Source organism: Sphingomonas bacterium (genome assembly GCF_903644055.1).
In the GTDB taxonomy this organism is placed as follows: domain Bacteria; phylum Pseudomonadota; class Alphaproteobacteria; order Sphingomonadales; family Sphingomonadaceae; genus Sphingomonas_I.
Genome location: NZ_CAHJXD010000256.1, coordinates 1 through 18420, shown reverse-complemented (window position 1 = coordinate 18420; position 18420 = coordinate 1). Strand labels below are relative to the sequence as shown.

Sequence of the window (18420 nt, the reverse complement as noted above, 5' to 3'; positions counted from 1 at the left end):
AATGGTGCTGCCGGTGAGGATTGAACTCACGACCTCAGCCTTACCAAGGATGCGCTCTACCACTGAGCTACGGCAGCCGGCCCTTGCGGGGAGCGGCGCCTATGGAGAAGAGGGGGCGGGAGGTCAAGGAAGCGATGGTCAAGGATGAAGCGGATCGCGCGGCCAGGCTCGCCGAGGCATTGCGCGCCAATCTCAAGCGGCGGAAGGCGCAGGCGCGTGCGTTGCGGGAGGTGCCACCGCCGGTCATCCCTCCAGAGGCGCCGTCGCGCGACTGAGCCATTCGGCGGCCTCGCCTTCGAGCCGCGGGCCGATGATCCGCGCGACATCCGCATGATAGGCATCGAGCCAGACGCGCTCGGCGGGGGAGAGCAGGGCCGGTTCGATCAGCGCGCGATCGATCGGCGCGAAGGTCAGCGTTTCGAAGCCGAGCACCGGCTTCTCCGCGCCGGCGACCGCTCGTTCGACGACCAGCACCAGATTTTCGATGCGGATGCCATATTCTCCCGCCTTGTAATAGCCGGGCTCGTTGGAGATCAGCATGCCCGCGCGCAACGGCTCGTCTCCGCCCGCCTGGCTCGATCCCACCGGCGAAATCCGCTGCGGCCCTTCATGGACGGCAAGGAAGCTGCCGACGCCGTGGCCTGTGCCATGCGCATAATCGAGCCCCGCCGCCCAGAGATACTGGCGCGCGAAGCTATCGAGCTGGCTCCCCCGCGTGCCATCGGGAAAGAGCGCGGTGGCGATCGCGATATGGCCCTTGAGCACGCGGGTGAAGCGATCGCGCATCTCGGCCGTCGGCGTGCCGACGATCACCGTGCGCGTCACGTCGGTGGTGCCGTCCTGATATTGGCCGCCCGAATCGACCAGATAGATTTCGTCGATTTTGATCGGGAGGTTGCTCTCCTCGTCGACGCGATAGTGCGGCACGGCGGCGTGCGGCCCGGCGGCGGAGATCGTATCGAAGCTCAGATCCTTGAGCACGGCGGTGGCGTCGCGGAACGCGCGCAGCCTGGCGGCGGCGGAAAGCTCGGTGAGCCCGCCTTTCGGCGCCTCGATCGACAGCCAGTGGAGGAAGCGGCAGAGCGCGGCGCCGTCGCGCGCCTGCGCTGCCTTGTGGCCCGCGACCTCGGCGTCGTTCTTGATCGCCTTGGGCAGGATGGTGGGATCGCGCTCGGCCTTGATCCTGGCGCCCGCCGCATCGAGCGCGGAGAAGATCGCCGCCACCGCGCGCTCGGGATCGACCGCGATCGTCTTGCCGCGCATCCCGCCCAGCGCGCTTGCGAAGGCGGCGCGCGGCCGGACGCGGACGCCGTTGCCGAGGTGGCGGCGGACATCGTCGCCGACCTTCTCCTCCTCGACGAACAATTCGGCGGTGCCGTCGGCGTTGACCAATGCGAAGGCGAGCGCGACGGGCGTGCGATCGACATCGGCGCCGCGGACGTTGAACGCCCAGGCGATCGAATCGAGCGCCGAGAGCACGACGGCGTCGGCGCCCTTCTCCGCCAGCCAGTCGGCGATCTCCTGCCGCTTGGCGGCGGCGCTCTTGCCCGCGAGTTCTTCGGGCTGGACGATCAGCCGCGCGTCGGACGGCACGGGATGGTCGGGCCAGACCGCATCGACCGGGTTGGTCTCGACCGCGACGAGCTCGGCACCCTTCTCGGCCAGCGCCGTCTTCGCCGCGCTCACCCAGCCGCGCGTGTGCAGCCAGGGATCGTAGCCGATCCGCCCGCCGCTCGGCGCATGCGTCTCCAGCCAGCGCGCGATGCTGGTCTCAGGGACCGACTGATATTGCCAGTGCGCGCCATCGACCTGCTCGCGCACCTGCAGCGTATAGCGCCCGTCGGTGAAGATCGCGGCTTCGGCGGGCAGCACCACCGCCGAGCCCGCCGAACCCTGAAAGCCCGTCAGCCACGCCAGCCGCTGCGCGTAGGCGCCGACATATTCGCTCATATGCTCGTCGGTGAGCGGCACTACGAAGCCGTCGAGCCGGCGGCGGGCAAGCTCCTCGCGCAAGGCGGACAGGCGATCGGCATAGCTGGACATGGCGCATTCTCTTCGCGGGGACTGTTCCCGCAATCTGGTGGCGCGGGCATCGGATGTCACCCCGAATCTGGGGACACCCCGTGATCGGTTGCTTCCGGCAGGGCGCCATCGCGTAATGGCGCCCGCTTCGCGGCTTGCACCGCGCGCGCGCGGTGCGCAGAGGCGGGGCATGACCTTGCCCCCCGCTCCGATCGCCGCGACGCATCCGCACGCCACCACCGCCCACGGCCACAGGATCGACGATCCCTGGGCGTGGCTGCGCGATCCCGGCTATCCCGACGTCACCGACGAGACGATCCTGTCCTACCTGCGCGAGGAGAATGCCTATTTCGAGGCGGCGATGCAGCCGCACGAGGCGCTGGTCGAGACGATCTTTCAGGAGATGAAGGGGCGGCTGAAGGAGGATGACGCCTCGGTGCCGCAGCGCGAGGGGGACTGGCTCTATTGGTGGGCCTACCAGCCGGGCGCGCAATATCCGCGGCATCTGCGCAAGGCCGTGGCGGGCGGGGCGGAGCAACTGATCCTCGACGAGACCGCCGAGGCCGAGGGCAAGGCTTACTGGCGCGTCGCGGCGATGGAGGTGAGCCCCGACGGGCGGCTGATGGCGTGGAGCGCCGACGAGAGCGGCGCCGAGCGCTTCACGCTGCGGATCCGCGACCTCGCCACGGCCGAGGATATCGAGACGGTCAGTGCCGTCACCAACGGCAATGTCGCGTGGAGCGCCGACGGGCGGGTGCTGCTCTATACCGAGGTCAACGACAATTGGCGCAGCTACGTCGCCAAGGCGCACCGGCTGGGCGCCGATCCGGCCGGCGACGCGGCGCTCTACGAGGAGGGTGACGAGGGCTTCCGCGTCGCGGTCGGCGCGACGCGCGACAAAAGATGGCTCCAGATCGCTACCGGCGACAACCAGACGAGCGAGGTGCGGCTGCTGCCCGCCGCCGATCCGTCCGCGCTCCCGCTGCTCGTGTCGCCGCGCCAGGTGAAGCGCCAATATGCGGTCGACAGCGCGCACGGGCGGCTGTGGATCCTGACCAACGACACGCACGTCAACTTCCGCCTCGCCAGCGCGGATCCGGCGGCGCCGGGCGACTGGCGCGCGGAAGTGGCGGGGTCGGAGCGCACCTATCTCACCGGGCTCGCCTGCTTTCGCGATCATCTGATCCTCACCGCGCGGATCGACGGGCTCGATCAGGTCCTGCTGCGCAGCTACGCGGGCGACGCGCATGCCGTCGTCTTTCCCGAGGCGAGCTACAGCGCCGGCCTGGGCAACAATCCCGAATTCGACCAGCCGGCCTATCGCCTGACCTATTCGTCGATGGTCACGCCGGCGACGGTGTTCGACTATCACCCCGATGCGCGGCGGCTCGAGACGCTCAAGGTGCAGGAAGTGCCCTCGGGCTATGACGCGTCCCGCTACGCGACCGAGCGGCTGACGGTCCCCGCGCGCGACGGCAAGGCGATCCCGGTCTCGATCGTCTACCCCAGCGGCTTCCCCAGGGGCGGCACGGGCAAGCTCTTCCTCTACGCCTATGGCGCCTATGGCCATGCCATCCCGCCGAGCTTTTCGAGCGCGCGGCTTAGCCTGCTCGACCGCGGCTGGGCGTTCGCGATCGCGCATATCCGCGGCGGCGACGATCTCGGCTACGATTGGTATCTCCAGGGCAAGGCCGAGGCGCGCTGGAACACGTTCCACGATTTCAGCGACGCGGCGAAGGGGCTGATCGCGGCGGGCTTCTCGGGGGCGGGCCGGATCGCGATAAACGGCGGATCGGCGGGCGGCGAGCTGATGGGCGTGGTCGCCAACACCGATCCCGAACTGTGGGGCGCGGTGGTCGCCGACGTGCCGTTCGTCGACGTGCTCAACACGATGCAGGACGCCAGCCTGCCGCTGACCCCCGGCGAATGGCCCGAATGGGGCAATCCGATCAGCGACAAGGCCGCGTTCGAGCTGCTGCTGAGCTATAGCCCTTACGAGAATGTCAGGCCCCAGGCCTATCCGCCGATGCTCATCACCGGCGGCCTGAACGATCCGCGCGTGACCTATTGGGAGCCCGCCAAATGGGCGGCGCGGCTGCGCGCGACCAAGACGGACGATGCTCTTTTGCTGCTTAAGATCAATATGGGCGCGGGCCACGGCGGCAAATCGGGGCGTTACGAAGCTTTGCGCGAGCGAGCGGAATCCTATGCCTTCGTGCTGACGCAGGTTGCCCCTTCACCCGACGCTGGCTAGCCACGCGGGCATGAGCAGCCCCACGACCAAGCCCTTCGCGATCCTCGTCACCGGCGGCGCGGGCTATATCGGCAGCCATGCGGTGCTGGCGCTGCTCGACGCGGGCTGGCCGGTGGTGGTGCTCGATACGCTCGCGACGGGGTTCCGCTGGGCGGTGCCCGATGCGGCGGCCTTCGTGCAGGGCGACGTCGCCGATATGGAGATCGTCGGCGCGACCGTCGCCAGGCACAAGATCGGCGCGATCCTGCACTTCGCGGGCTCCCTGCTGGTCGGCGAATCGGTCGGCGATCCGCTCAAATATTATCGCAACAACACCGCCGCGAGCCGTTCGCTGATCGAGGCGGCGGTGGCGGCCGGGGTCCGCCACTTCGTCTTCTCCTCGACCGCCGCGACCTACGGCATGCCCGAGCGGGTGCCCGTCGCCGAGGATGCGCCGACGCGGCCGATCAACCCCTACGGCATGTCCAAGCTGATGACCGAGCATATCCTCGCCGACGTCGCCGCCGCGCACCCGCTCAACTATGCGGCGCTCCGCTATTTCAACGTCGCGGGCGCCGATCCGCAGGGCCGCTCGGGCCAGTCGGTGAAAGGCGCCACCCACCTGATCCACATCGCGGTCGAGGCTGCGACGGGCAAGCGCGGCCATGTCGGCATCTACGGCGATGATTATGCGACCCCCGACGGCACCGGCGTGCGCGATTATATCCATGTCTCCGATCTCGCCGACGCGCATGTCGACGCGCTGGAATGGCTGATCGCCAACCCGCGCGAGAGCCTGACCGCCAACGTCGGCTATGGGCGCGGCTATTCGGTGCGCGAGGTGCTGGACGTCGCCGATCGCGTGACCAACAGGGTGATCGAGCGGCGGCTGGAGCCGCGCCGCGCGGGCGATCCCGCGATCCTGGTGGCGGACAATACCAAGATCCTGGCGACCTTGCCATGGCGGCCCAAGCGCGACGACCTCGCCGGGATCGTCGCCGATGCGCTGGCCTGGGAGCGGGCGCTTCAGGAGCGCGGGCTTTCGCGCTGAGCGAGAGCTGCGGCAGCCGTCCCCTCTTCCGTCATGCCGGGCCCGTTCCGGCATCCACTGTGCTTCTGAGGTGTGTCCTGTCGACGTTGAACTTTCGTCACCCCGGCCTTGAGCCGGTCCCGCTGCCTACCGACGCCGAAGAAGAAGCTGGACCCCCGGCTCAAGGCCGGGGTGACGAATGTAAGGTCGAGCGGGCAGCAGCAACCCGTTCCGGCCCGCGAGGCACCACTATCGCTTAACGGTCCGGAAACCATGTTCGCGCATCAGGTCAGGCGGCATTCCGCTTCCCGAGGCACCGCATGCAAGACCAGATCCGCCCCCGCGACCTCCCCGGCCTGCTCGATCGGCTGCCGGCGGGGATCACCACGCTGTCGCTCGATTGCTTCGATACCCTGCTGTGGCGCGCGGTGCACGCGCCGCGCGACATATTCGCCGGTATCGCCATGCCGGGGGGCGGCGTCGAGTTGCGCTGCTGGGCCGAACAGGCCGCGCACCGCCGCGCGGTATCGGACGAGGATCGCCACGAAATCCTGCTGGCGGAGGTCTATCGCCGCCTACGTCCCCGCGCCGACGATACCGCTGTCGCCGAAGCCGTCGCCGCCGAGCTCGCGCTGGAGGCGCGCCACTGCTTCGCCTTCGCGCCCACCGTCGCGCTGATCCACGCCGCCAAGTGCCGGGGGCTCAAGGTCGTGCTGGTCAGCGACATGTATATGCGCGAGGCCGAATTGCGCGCGCTGCTCGCCGCCGCCGCCGGGCCCGAACTGCTCGGCTGGATCGATCATGTCTTCGTCTCGGGCGATCATAAGGTCGGCAAGGGCAGAGGGCTGTTCGATGTCGTGCTCGAAACGCTCGGTCTCCGTGCCGATCAGGTCGCGCACCTCGGCGACAATCTCGCCGCAGATTATCACGCGCCGCAACGCGCGGGCATCCTCGCCTTTCACCTCGTCCAGTTCGATGCCGAGGCCGAACAAAGGCTGCGGCTCGAGGCGGCGGCGGCGATGATGATCGATCCCGACGCGCGCGTCCGCCGTCCGGTGATGCAGCTTCATCGCGCCCAGGTCGCGCTGCGGTGCGAGAGCGATGCCGCCTTCGCGCTCGGCCACGACGTGCTCGGCCCCTCCCTCCACGCCTTCGCGCTGTGGACCAAGGCGCAGGCCGATACGCTGTCGGCAAGCCTCGGCCGCCCGGTGCGGCCCTTGTTCATGCTCCGCGACGGCTGGCTGCCGTTCCGCTGCTTCGAGACTTTGTTCCCCGAAGCGGGCGCGCGGGCGATCGAGATCAGCCGTTTCGCCGCCGCGCGCGCGGGGCTGGTCGATCGGGCCGCGCTCGCCGAGCATGTCGCCGAATGGATCGATCGCGTGCCCCTCGAAACGCTCGGCCGCCAGCTCATGCTCGGGGGCCACGAGATCGCACGCTTCCTCAAGCTCAAGGGCGATGCGCGCCGCGCCGCGTTGCGCAAGGCGGTGCTCGGCCCCGAACTTTCGCGCAAGATCCTCGCCCGCGCCACCGCGTTCGGCGCCAAGCTGGAGGCGCACCTTCGCGCCGCCGGCGTGGCGCATGGCGATGCGGTGATGCTCGTCGATATCGGCTACAATGGCTCGGTCCAGAATATGGTCACGCCGCTGCTGGAAGCGCGGATGGGGCTCGTGGTCGCGGGGCGCTACCTGCTGCTGCGCGAGGAGCAGGTCTCGGGACTCGACAAGGCGGGGATGATCGATGCCGAAACGCATGATTTCCGTACGCTTCACGCGCTCACCACCTGCGTCGGCATGGTCGAGCAACTCTGCACCGTCGGCCAGGGATCGACCGTCGATTATGCCGTCGATGGCGCGCCGATCCGCGAGGCTTCCGATCTCAAGGCCGCGCAAAGCGAAGCGCGCGATCGCATCCAGCAGGGTTGCCTCGCCTTCGTCGCCGCCGATGGCGCAGGCTTCCACCGCGCCCCCGCCTCTGATGATCTGTCCGCGCGCGTCCGCGCCGCCTCAGCCTCGCTCGCGCGGCTGATGTTCCTGCCCACCGCCGCCGAAGTCACTCTGTTCGCGCGCTTCGAGCATGACGTGAACCTCGGCACGGGCAAGCTCGTCCGTCTGCTCGATGCCGAGGAGGCGGCGCGCGGGCTCCGCCATGGCGGGGCGGCGGCGATCAACAGCGTCGCGCGGATGCACGGCCCCGCCGAGTTGCAGGCGCACGGCCTGCCGCTCAACCTCTCCTTGTTCGCGACGATGCGGCTGGGGCTCGATCTGCGCGCGGGCGATTTCGCGGTCGGCGGCGTCGAGGTGCCGGTGATCTTCGCCGACGCGACCGATCAGACGCAGGTGATGCTGGAGGCGCTGCCCACCGCCGAGGGCTATTATCGCCTCGTCGTCCCGGTCGGCGCGGGGCGCCTGACCGTCGGCATCCGGCTCGGCCAGCTCTGCGAATGCGTCCAGATCGAGGACGCCTATTTCCTGGCCGTCGCGCGGATCGACGATCCCGCCGCCGAGGATGCGATCCCCGCGCAGCTCATCCGCGAGGGCCTGCGCGAGCTTGCGCCCGATCTCTACGCGGCCGATCCCGCCGGCATCGCGATCGTGCCCCCGCCCGCGCTCCACGGCCATGACGCGCTCGCGCTCAGCCTGATCTTCCGTCCCGTGCGCTGGCGCAAGGCGGAGGCACAGGCGGCGCGGCTCGCGGCCTGAAGTCGCCAATCCTAGGCTGCGAACGCCTGGATCGCCGCGACGATCGATCGCGGATCATAGGGCTTGGGGAAGAACAGCACGCGCGCGGGCAGCTCGGTGAGCACCGGCTTCCTATGCCCCGATGTCATGATGATCTCGATCGGCGGCCAGCGATCGCGGATGCAGGCGGCGAGCTTCATTCCGTCGAGGCTGCCGGGCATATCGATATCGGTGAAGACGATCCTGATGTCGGCGCGGCTTTCGAGGATCGTCACCGCCTCGTCGGCGCTGCCCGCCTCGATAACCTGAAAGCCCGCTTCCTCCACAAAGTCCACCGCGACCAGGCGCAGCAGCGGCTCATCCTCGACGATGAGGACGATGGCGTTGCGCGCGGAGGAAAACACCTTTCCTGTCATCGTCTTGCGCGTAGCTCTTCAATGCGAGGGAAAGATCGCATCGCACGCGATCTTGATCCACTATAACCGGCCATGAACAGCCCCGTTCCATCCGAAGCGCCCGCGTAACGAGCTTTTCCGATTCAATTGCGATACTTAGCCACCTGCGCGCTCCGAGCAGCACCGCCTCTCTCCGGGGCATCTTGAAAGCGCGAAATCCGGCGGCCATCTGAGGCGCGATCACCTTGGAACATCATTGGATACCGCCATGACGACGACGACCGAAGCCCCGCCCGAAACCCGCTCGTTCGAAGCCGACGTCGCCAAGCTGCTGCATCTGATGGTGCATTCGGTCTATTCGGACAAGGACGTCTTCCTGCGCGAGCTGATCTCGAACGCTGCCGATGCCTGCGAGAAACTGCGCTACGAGGCGCTCGGCGATCCCGCCCTGCTCGGAGACGACGGGCCGGCGCGCATCACCGTGACGCTCGACCCCGACGATCGCCGGCTGACGATCGAGGACAATGGCATCGGCATGAGCGAGGCGGAGATGGCCGAGGCGCTCGGCACGATCGCGCGCTCGGGCACCAAGGCGTTCATGGACAAGGTCGCCGGCGCGAGGGATGCCGAGGGCAGCCAGTTGATCGGCCAGTTCGGCGTCGGCTTCTATTCGGCGTTCATGGTCGCGGACAAGGTCGATGTCGTATCGCGCCGCGCCGGGGCGGAGAGTGCCGCGATCTGGTCTTCGGACGGGCTCGGCACCTACACGATCCGTCCCGCCGACCTCGCCGATGCGCCGCCGCGCGGCACCCGCGTGCTGCTTCACCTCAAGGAGGAGGCGTCGAGCTATACGCAGAGCTACACGATCGAGAGCAGGATCAAGGCTCAGTCGGGCCATGTCCCCGTGCCGATCTTCGTCAAGGACATGCCCGATGCCGAGCCCAGGCAGATCGCCGACGGCGCGGCGCTGTGGACCCGCCCCAAGGCCGAGATCAGCGCCGAGGAATATCAGGATTTCTACCGCGGCGTCGCCGGCCAATATGACGCGCCCGCGCTGACGCTGCATTATCGCGCCGAGGGCCTGCACGAATATAACGTGCTCGCCTTCGTGCCGGAGACCAAGCCGTTCGACCTCTCCGATCCCGATCGCGCCGGCCGGATGAAGCTCTACGTCCGCCGCGTCTTCATCACCGATGATGCGCAGATCCTGCCGCGCTATCTCCGTTTCGTGCGCGGGCTGGTCGATTCCGCCGATCTGCCGCTCAACGTCTCGCGCGAGATGATTCAGGAGAGCCCGGTGCTCGCCGCGATCCAGAAGGGCGTCGCCAACCGCCTGCTTTCTGAACTCGACAAGCTCGCCGCCAATGATGCCGCGCACTATCTCGAGCTCTGGGACAATTTCGGCGCGGTGCTCAAGGAGGGGCTGTACGAGGATTATGCCCGCCGCGCGCAACTGCTCGGCCTCGCGCGCTTCAAGACGACGGCGTCGGGCGGCGAATGGCGCTCGCTCGGCGATTATGCCGCCGCGCTCAAGGAAAACCAGACCGCCATCTATTACGCCACCGGCACCGATCTCGATCGGCTGGCGACCTCGCCGCAGCTCGAGGGCTTCCGCGCGCGCGGGATCGAGGTGCTGCTGCTCGCCGATCAGGTCGACAGCTTCTGGGTGACCTCGGGCGTCGATTATGAGGGCAAGCCCTTCAAGTCGGTGACGCAGGGGCTCGCCGATCTCGGCCTGATCCCGCTCCCCGAGGGCGAGACGCCCGCCGCCGAGGCATCGGACGCGGTCAACGGCTTTATCGCCTTCGTCAAGACCGCGCTCGGCGACGCGGTGTCGGACGTCCGCGCCTCCGATCGCCTGACCGAGAGCGCGGTCTGCCTCGTCGCGCCCGAGCATGGCATGGACCGCCAGCTCGAAAAATTGCTCGCCGGCGCGGGGCGGATCGATGCCAAGGCCAAGCCGATCCTCGAGATCAACCCCCGCCACGCGCTGATCGCCAGGCTCAGCGAGGGCGGGGACGATGCGCTACGCGAGGATGCCGCGCATCTCTTGTTCGATGAGGCGCGGATCGCCGACGGCGATCTGCCGGTCGATCCCCGCGCCTTCTCCGCCCGGTTGACGCGCGTGCTGGATCGCGGACTCGGCTAGAGCCGATCGATCTTCGTCACCCGGCTCAAGGCCGGGGTGACGTTTCATCTTGAAAAGGGCAACCTCTAGCTCCGAGCTGACCAACTCCGTGGAACGGTGGATGCCGGAACAAGTCCGGCATGACGGACGAACTGTAGGGGTTGGTTCTCAAAGCTGAACGTCGATCGGCCCTGGCCCTTCCCCCACCGGGACCCCGTTGCTAAGGGCTCCGCACATTCCCGCACGCGCCCGCTATAAGGAGCCCGCCACCCATGACCGCCGTCGGCCAGGATACGCTCGCCACCCGTTCAACGCTCGAGGTCGGCGGCAAGACCGTCGCTTATTATTCGCTGCCCAAGGCGGCCGAGCAGCTCGGCGACATTTCCCGGCTGCCCTTCTCGATGAAGGTGCTGCTCGAAAATCTGCTGCGCTTCGAGGACGGCAGCACCGTCACGGTCGATGACTTGAAGGCGATGATCGAATGGCTCGGCGAGCGCACGTCGGAGCGCGAGATCCAGTATCGCCCCGCGCGCGTGCTGATGCAGGATTTCACCGGCGTGCCCTGCGTCGTCGATCTCGCCGCGATGCGCGATGCGATGGGCGCGCTCGGCGGCGATACCGCCAAGATCAACCCGCTCGTCCCCGTCCATCTCGTCATCGATCATTCGGTGATGGTCGATCATTTCGGCACGCCCAAATCGGCCGAGGAAAATGTCGAGATCGAATATGCGCGCAACATGGAGCGCTACGAATTCCTGCGCTGGGGATCGAAGGCGCTCGATAATTTCAAGGTGGTGCCGCCGGGCACGGGCATCTGCCACCAGGTCAACCTCGAATATATCGCGCAGACCGTCTGGACCTCGAAGGACGAGAGCGGCGCCGAGATCGCCTATCCCGATACCTGCGTCGGCACCGACAGCCACACCACGATGGTCAACGGCCTAGGCGTGCTCGGCTGGGGCGTCGGCGGGATCGAGGCGGAGGCGGCGATGCTCGGCCAGCCCGTCTCGATGCTAATCCCCGAGGTCGTCGGCTTCAAGCTCACCGGCACGGTGCAGGAGGGCATCACCGCCACCGATCTGGTGCTGACCGTCACGCAGATGCTGCGCGCCAAGGGCGTCGTCGGGCGCTTCGTCGAATTCTACGGGCCGGGTCTCGATGCGCTTTCGCTCGCCGATCGCGCGACGGTCGCCAACATGGCGCCCGAATATGGCGCGACCTGCGGCTTCTTCCCCGTCGATCAGGCGACGATCAACTATCTGCGCCTCACCGGGCGCGACGAATGGCAGATCGATCTGGTCGAGGCCTATTGCCGCGCGCAGGGGCTGTGGCGCGATCCCACCTTGCCCGATCCCGTGTTCACCGACACATTGGTGCTCGATATGACGACGGTGCAGCCGAGCATGGCCGGCCCCAAGCGTCCGCAGGATCGCGTGCTGCTCTCCAACATGGACGAGAATTTCAACACCGAACTCGCCACCGGCTACAAGAAGACCGGCGCCGGCGACGTCCGCTGCGGCGTCGACGGCGAGGATTTCGATGTCGGGCACGGCGATGTCGTGATCGCGGCGATCACGTCCTGCACCAACACCTCCAACCCCTCGGTGCTCGTCGCCGCCGGGCTGGTGGCGCGCAAGGCGCGCGCGCTGGGCCTCAAGCCCAAGCCCTGGGTCAAGACCAGCCTCGCGCCGGGCAGCCAGGTCGTCACCGATTATCTCAACCGCGCCAAGCTCTCCGAGGATCTCGATGCGATGGGGTTCAATCTCGTCGGCTACGGCTGCACCACCTGCATCGGCAATTCGGGCCCGCTCGCGCCCGCCATCTCCAAATCGATCAACGAAAATGATCTGGTCGCGGCCTCGGTGCTCTCGGGCAACCGCAATTTCGAGGGCCGGGTGTCGCCCGATGTCCGCGCCAACTTCCTCGCCTCGCCGCCTTTGGTCGTCGCCTATGCGCTCAAGGGCACGGTGCGCGAGGATATCACCACCGAGCCGATCGGCACCTCGGACGCGGGCAAGCCCGTCTATCTCAAGGATATCTGGCCGACGAGCCACGAGATCAGCGACATCATCATGTCGGTGATCGACAGCGACATGTATCGCACCCGCTACGCCAACGTGTTCGAGGGCGATCGCAAGTGGCGCGGCATCTCGATCGAGGGGTCCGCCACCTATACGTGGAACCCCGGGTCGACCTACGTCGCCAATCCGCCTTACTTCGAAGGCATGGGCATGACGCCCGCACCGGTGCGGGATATCGTCGATGCGCGCCCGCTCGCGATCCTCGGCGATTCGATCACCACCGATCACATCAGCCCCGCCGGCTCGATCAAGGCCGATGGTCCCGCGGGCCGCTACCTCGCCGAGCATCAGGTCGCCCGCGCCGACTTCAACTCCTACGGCGCGCGGCGCGGCAACCACGAAGTCATGATGCGCGGCACCTTCGCCAACATCCGCATCAGGAACGAAATGGTCCCCGGCGTCGAAGGCGGCATGACCCGATACATCCCCTCCGGCGAAACGCTGGCGATCTACGACGCCGCCCAGAAATATAAGGAAGACGGCACCCCCCTCGTCATCTTCGCCGGCAAGGAATATGGCACCGGCTCCTCGCGCGACTGGGCGGCGAAGGGCACCACCCTGCTCGGCGTCCGCGCGGTGATCGCCGAAAGCTTCGAGCGCATCCACCGCTCGAACCTCGTCGGCATGGGCGTGCTGCCGCTGCAATTCCCCGACGGCACCGATCGCAAGACGCTCGGGCTGGACGGCAGCGAGCTGGTGACGATCGAGAATGTCGCGGGTCTCCGCCCCCGCCAGATGGTGACGGTGCTGGTCAAGCGCGCCGACGGTTCGGAGATGAGCTTCGAGGCGCGCTGCCGGATCGATACCGTCAACGAGCTCGAATATTTCCTCAACGGCGGCATACTGCCCTACGTGCTGCGCAAGCTCGCCGCCTGAAACCACTTCGGGCCGGAGCGTCGCCCCGGCCCGAAAGATGTGGGGTCCGATCCCCCAAGATCGGACCCCATTTCCCGAGACCCCCGCCCGGAAAGCGAAACCTTGCGCTTACGCGATGGCGTGTAGCGGCGCGCGCTTGCGGCGCATTGCGACGCCCAGCACGCCGAAGCCCATCACCATCATCCCCCAGCTCCCCGGCTCGGGAAGTGCCGAGAGCACCGAGGCCGCCGACGCGCCATAGACGACCTGCGTCTGGTTGCCCGAGCTCTTGACCACCGCGACCTTGAACCCCGAGGAAGACGTCCAGGCGCCGCTCGTGACGTTGGCAAGCAAAGTGGCGGCGTCGCTCAGCGATTTGCCGCTGAGGTTGTCCACCCCGCCGACATTGCTGACGTAGAAAGCGCCCTTGTTGGCGTCCGTATCGACATCGTAGATGTTGGTCGTCTCGTTGACGATTTCCCAGACCGCCATCTGCGCCGCCGCCGACCGTTCGGCCTTCGATCCCGTATCCGTGCCGGTGATACCCGCGTTGATGAAGCTGTCGATATTGGCCAGCAGCGCGGTCAACTGATTGTTCTTCGTCGTGGACAGGCCGAGCGCGGAAAGCGTGTCGCCGTAAAAGGTGGCGGGTGCCGTGAGACTATCGAACAGATCGACGCAGAAGCTGTCGAACGTGAAGGATTGACCCGAGCTGGTGGTGCCCGTCAGCAATATGCGGCCGATCGAGGCATCTTCGTTGAAGCTCGGCGCCATGTGCACCGTGCCGTTAAGCGAACCGGCGCTTGGATCGATCTTCGCCGTACTGACGGTATAGAAGGCCGCATCGGCGGACTGTGCGACGCCGACCGCCATGCCGAGGCTGATGCCCAGGCCCAGAAGCTTCTTGAAACGCCGGCTGATCATGATGAAGCAATCCCGTCGCGAGCCTGTCGTACGACGACAGGCTGCTCCGGTGCGGCATAGAGAACAGCCGGGAACGCGCAAACGAATTGATGGTTAATGGCGCCCGCGTAACATTTGTTGACGGTTGACGGCTTCAGCCGCCCCGAATCGCCTCGATCAACCACGGGGGTCGTACCAGATCCGGACCGTCAGCGAGCGAATCGACTCGCCGGCGCGCCACCGCGAGCCCGAGTTCTGGATACCATATCCGTGCATCGCCGCCGGGATCGTCGACCGCGCGAAACACGATCAGCCGCCGCGAAACATTGCTCCGCCAATTCATCCGCGCGGTATTCTCTTGGCCGACGTAGCAGCCCTTGGTGAAGCTGACGCCGTTGAGCTCGGCGGCATTGGCTTCCAGCCACAATGTCGAGTCCTGCCCGATCTCCGCCGCCCCTTCGGTCACCCCCAGCGCCAGCCGATGCGCGCGCCATGCCGCCGAGGCATCGCCGTCGCCGGCGGCGGCGATCCATCTTCGCCCCAGATCCTCGAGGCGCGGATCGGCGACGCCCTGCCCGCCCGAGGGGGACCAATGAACCGTCAGCGCTTCATCGCGGACGATCGTCACCGCACGGCGCAGCCGGTACAGCGTCAGGCGCCGCGCCAGCGCGTCGGCCTGCGCCGCTTCGCAATCGATCAGCAGATCGTCGCCGTCGTCCCAGACCAGGAAATCGAACAGTGCCTTTCCCTGCGCGGACAACAGCCCCGCCCAGACGGGCAACGCGCCCGCGACCTCGTTCGTGACGAGCCCCTGGAGGAAGCCGCGCACATCCTCGCCCGAGAGGCGGATCAGGGCGCGGTCGGCGAGCATGGTGGCGGGCATGGCGCCGCACGTAAGCACGATCGTCCGCTCCCGCCACTTTCCCGTCGCCCCGGCGGGGGCGGAGGCCTATGTCCGATGCCATGCTCGATGCCCGCCGGGGATCGAGGGACATGGCCCCGGCCTCCGCCGGGCGACGGGAGTGGATGATGCCGACCTACGATCTCCTGCTCAGGAACGGCACGGTCTGGACGCCGGGCGGCCCGGTCGAGGCGCCGGTCGGCGTTCGCGACGGGCGCATCGCGGCGATCGGCGAGACGGGCGACGCGGGCGAGACCATCGATTGCGCCGGCCTCACGATCCTGCCCGGCGTCATCGACAGCCAGGTCCATTTCCGCGAGCCGGGGCTGGAAGCCAAGGAAGATCTCGAAAGCGGCAGCCGCGCGGCGGTGCTCGGCGGCGTCACCGCGGTGTTCGAGATGCCCAACACCAGGCCCAACACCGACTCCGCCGACGCGATCGCCGACAAGCTCGCGCGCGCGAAGGATCGGATGTGGTGCGATCACGCTTTCTACGTCGGCGCGACCTCCGCCAACGCGGATCGGCTTGCCGAGCTCGAGCGGCTGCCGGGCACCGCCGGCGTCAAGATCTTCATGGGCGCCTCGACCGGCGATCTGCTCGTATCGGAGGATGGCGAGCTGGCGCGCGTGCTGGCGAGCGGGCGGAGGCGCGTCGCGGTGCATGCCGAGGACGAACCCCGGATGCAGGCGCGTCTCGCCGAGCGCGTCGCGGGCGATCCCGCTTCGCATCCCGTATGGCGCGATGACGAGAGCGCGATCCTCGCGACCCGCCGCATCCTGAAGCTCGCGCGCGAGGCGCGGCGCCCGGTCCATGTCCTCCACATCACCACGCCCGCCGAGCTCGAGCTGCTCGGCAGGAACAAGGATATCGCCACCTGCGAGCTGACACCCCAGCATCTCACGCTCGCGGGCGAGGACGCCTATCCGCGGCTCGGCAGCTTCGCGCAGATGAACCCGCCGATCCGATCGGCCGCGCACCGCGAAGGGCTGTGGCACTGGCTCGGCCAGGGTGTCCCCGATGTCCTCGGCTCGGATCATGCGCCGCACACGCGCGCCGAAAAGGCCAAGGCCTATCCCGATAGCCCCAGCGGCATGCCGGGCGTGCAGACCCTGCTGCCGCTGATGCTCGATCATGTCGCGGCGGGCCGGCTGACGCTGCAACGGCTGATCGAACTGACGTCGGCGGGGCCGCAGCGCGTGTTCGGGCTTACGGGCAAGGGGCGGATCGCGGTGGGCTATGACGCCGATTTCACGATCGTCGATCTGAAGGCGCGCTGGACGATCGAGGAAAGCTGGCTCGCCAGCCGTTGCGGCTGGTCTCCGTTCACGGGCATGGCGATCACCGGCAAGCCCGTCGGTACGATCATCCGCGGCCGCCGCGTGATGTGGGAGGGCGGGCTCGCCGATGCCGCGCACGGGCGGCCGATCCGCTTCGATTCCGCCGATTGGGGCTGATCTCTTCCGGCCGCCGATTTGCGGCGCTATGGCGGTGCGCATGACCGATACGCCCCCCGATCGCCTCTCCACCGATCCCCGCAGCGCTTATTATGACGCCGATGCGCTCGCGCGCGGCGTCGGCATCCGCTTCAAGGGCGTCGAGAAGACCAATATCGAGGAATATTGCGTCGGCGAAGGCTGGGTGCGGATGGCGGTCGGCAGCTCGCGCGATCGCAACGGCAATCCCATGACGATGAAGCTCTCCGGCCCCGTCGAACCTTATTTCCGCGACGCCCCGGAAGCCGGCGCCGCCGAAGATGCGGAACAGGCCGACTGAACGCTCGTTCCGCCTCCGTCCCGGTTTGATGGCGACGACGGAGGAGAGGATCATGGGCAAGGGTTTGATTTTGTGGATGCTGGGCGTGCCTGGGATCATCGTGATCCTGCTGCTGGTCACGCACGTCCTCTGACATTCCGGACACCGGTCATCGGACCGGTGCTCGCGGCGATCCGAGCGCGGGGATCGGGCCGGCGCCTTGCGCGAGACCGATGATGTCGATCGCGCCGTCACGCCAGCGGCGCACCTCGTGGCGCCCGCGCCCGAGTTCCTCCAGAAACATGTCGCCGGGATCGTAGGCCTCGGCGCCGAGACGCAGCAGCCAGATCGTCGGGATGGCGCGGGTGGCGGGCGCTTCGGCGATGGCGCGCAGGCGATCGCGGGGCAGCGAGACCACGCCCCGGCTGCCGGTCGGGTTCCAGCCGCCCTGATCCAGCGCGGGCACCTCGCCGGGAATGGCGCGCACCGGCCAAATCAGGTGCTTATCTCGCAGCGCGCGGACCAACGGCAGCGCGCCTTCGTTGGGATAGGCATAGATCTGGTCGCCCCGATGCATATGCCGCTTCAGCCAGTCGAGCGTGCCGTACCAATCCTGCATCGGCCCGCCGCGCCGCGCCTGGAAATCGACCGCCGCCATATTCGCCAGGAGCATCGCCGCCGCCGCGCCGCCGATCCAGGCCGTCGGCCGCCGCCACCCCGCCGCGCCGATCGCGAACAGTATTAGCGTCGGAATCGCGACGGGGGTCATCGTCCGCGTGATGAACACCGGCGCGACGGCGAGCGTCAGCCCGATCGACAGCAGGACGGGCACCAGCGCTAGGATGAGCAGCATCGCCAGAAGGCGCCGGCCCCTCGGCACCCTCCACAGTGCGGCCGCGCCCAGCAGCGCCAGCGCCGCCGCCGCGGCGGCCTGCCACCCCGGCACCGCGTAGAGCACCGCCAGACGCGGCCAGAGCGTGGCCCAGGAAAAGGTCACCCATGTCGAGGCGATCCACGTCGGCGCCTGATCCAGCAGGATGACGAAGGCGGGCGCGTAGCCGAGCAGCATCAGCGCATGGCCGCCGATCAGCCATGCCCAGTCGGCGGCGCGCAGATCGCGCCGCACCACCGCTGCCAGTAACGCCAGCCCCAGCGCCGCCGCCCACAGGGGGCCGAGGTTGTGCAGCCACAGCAGCAGCTCGACGATCAGCAGATAGGCGGCATAGGCGCGCCCGATCAGCGGCGCGCGCCAGCGCGACCGCTCGGCCAGCGCGATCAGCGCGCGCAGCGCGACCGCGTAGAGCAGGATCATCAGCGGATAGGGCCGTACCTCGCGGCTCATCTCGACGAGCGGGATCGCCAGCGATGCCAGGGCGAACGCCGCCAGCCCCAGCCGTCGCCGCCGGCGCACCGGCCAATCGAGCCAGCGCCCGCAGGCGAGC

General features: G+C 68.0%; 13 protein-coding genes and 1 tRNA gene. 8 read left to right on the top strand and 6 right to left on the bottom strand.

Annotated elements, in window-relative coordinates:
* Nucleotides 1-2: 2 nt before the first annotated feature.
* Nucleotides 3-77 (bottom strand) — tRNA-Thr (locus HUU94_RS11310).
* Between the two features lie 24 nt (nt 78-101).
* Between HUU94_RS11310 and HUU94_RS11305 the strand changes: the two genes are divergently transcribed.
* Nucleotides 102-275 carry a hypothetical protein gene (locus HUU94_RS11305; RefSeq protein ID WP_174275167.1) on the top strand — a complete coding sequence of 58 codons (174 nt, stop codon included), beginning with the start codon at nt 102-104 and terminating at the stop codon, nt 273-275.
* On the opposite strand, the gene HUU94_RS11300 is transcribed toward HUU94_RS11305, so the two are convergent.
* Nucleotides 244-2043, bottom strand: coding sequence for an aminopeptidase P family protein (locus tag HUU94_RS11300; protein ID WP_174275178.1), 1800 nt, complete (start codon nt 2041-2043; stop codon nt 244-246). The two genes, HUU94_RS11305 and HUU94_RS11300, sit on opposite strands and share 32 nt — an antisense overlap.
* Before the next feature lie 169 nt (nt 2044-2212).
* Between HUU94_RS11300 and HUU94_RS11295 the strand changes: the two genes are divergently transcribed.
* From HUU94_RS11295 to HUU94_RS11285, 3 genes are all read left to right on the top strand, one after another.
* The gene (locus tag HUU94_RS11295) at nt 2213-4276 is read left to right on the top strand and encodes a S9 family peptidase (protein ID WP_174275177.1); all 2064 of its coding nucleotides are present in this window, start codon (nt 2213-2215) and stop codon (nt 4274-4276) included.
* Nucleotides 4277-4286: 10 nt separating this feature from the next.
* Nucleotides 4287-5306, top strand: a complete 1020-nt coding sequence (gene galE, locus HUU94_RS11290; RefSeq protein ID WP_174275176.1) for a UDP-glucose 4-epimerase GalE — start codon at nt 4287-4289, stop codon at nt 5304-5306.
* Nucleotides 5307-5605: 299 nt separating this feature from the next.
* Complete coding sequence (locus tag HUU94_RS11285; protein WP_174275175.1) at nt 5606-7984, top strand: HAD family hydrolase; 2379 nt, start codon at nt 5606-5608, stop codon at nt 7982-7984.
* Nucleotides 7985-7995: 11 nt separating this feature from the next.
* Here HUU94_RS11285 and HUU94_RS11280 read toward each other — a convergent pair whose 3' ends face one another.
* Nucleotides 7996-8379 carry a response regulator gene (locus HUU94_RS11280; protein ID WP_174275174.1) on the bottom strand — a complete coding sequence of 128 codons (384 nt, stop codon included), beginning with the start codon at nt 8377-8379 and terminating at the stop codon, nt 7996-7998.
* Nucleotides 8380-8626: 247 nt separating this feature from the next.
* On the opposite strand from HUU94_RS11280, the gene htpG reads away from it, so the two are divergent.
* On the top strand, nt 8627-10507 hold the full coding sequence (gene htpG, locus HUU94_RS11275; protein ID WP_174275173.1) for a molecular chaperone HtpG: 1881 nt from the start codon (nt 8627-8629) through the stop codon (nt 10505-10507).
* A 251-nt stretch (nt 10508-10758) separates the two neighbouring features.
* Nucleotides 10759-13443 carry an aconitate hydratase AcnA gene (gene acnA / locus HUU94_RS11270; RefSeq protein ID WP_174275172.1) on the top strand — a complete coding sequence of 895 codons (2685 nt, stop codon included), beginning with the start codon at nt 10759-10761 and terminating at the stop codon, nt 13441-13443.
* Between the two features lie 108 nt (nt 13444-13551).
* On the opposite strand, the gene HUU94_RS11265 is transcribed toward acnA, so the two are convergent.
* On the bottom strand, nt 13552-14346 hold the full coding sequence (locus tag HUU94_RS11265; RefSeq protein ID WP_174275171.1) for a PEPxxWA-CTERM sorting domain-containing protein: 795 nt from the start codon (nt 14344-14346) through the stop codon (nt 13552-13554).
* Between the two features lie 133 nt (nt 14347-14479).
* The gene (gene ygfZ, locus HUU94_RS11260; RefSeq protein ID WP_174275170.1) at nt 14480-15208 is read right to left on the bottom strand and encodes a CAF17-like 4Fe-4S cluster assembly/insertion protein YgfZ; all 729 of its coding nucleotides are present in this window, start codon (nt 15206-15208) and stop codon (nt 14480-14482) included.
* Nucleotides 15209-15354: 146 nt separating this feature from the next.
* On the opposite strand from ygfZ, the gene HUU94_RS11255 reads away from it, so the two are divergent.
* Both HUU94_RS11255 and HUU94_RS11250 read left to right on the top strand, forming a co-directional pair.
* Entirely contained in the window at nt 15355-16680 is a 1326-nt protein-coding gene (locus HUU94_RS11255) for a dihydroorotase (RefSeq protein ID WP_174275179.1), read from the top strand.
* Between the two features lie 40 nt (nt 16681-16720).
* Nucleotides 16721-16999 (top strand): DUF3297 family protein, encoded by a 279-nt coding sequence (locus HUU94_RS11250; protein ID WP_174275169.1) that lies wholly within the window; start codon nt 16721-16723, stop codon nt 16997-16999.
* 148 nt (nt 17000-17147) lie between these two features.
* On the opposite strand, the gene HUU94_RS11245 is transcribed toward HUU94_RS11250, so the two are convergent.
* The coding region (locus tag HUU94_RS11245) for a hypothetical protein (RefSeq protein WP_174275168.1) at nt 17148-18420 on the bottom strand (1273 nt) is incomplete at its 5' end.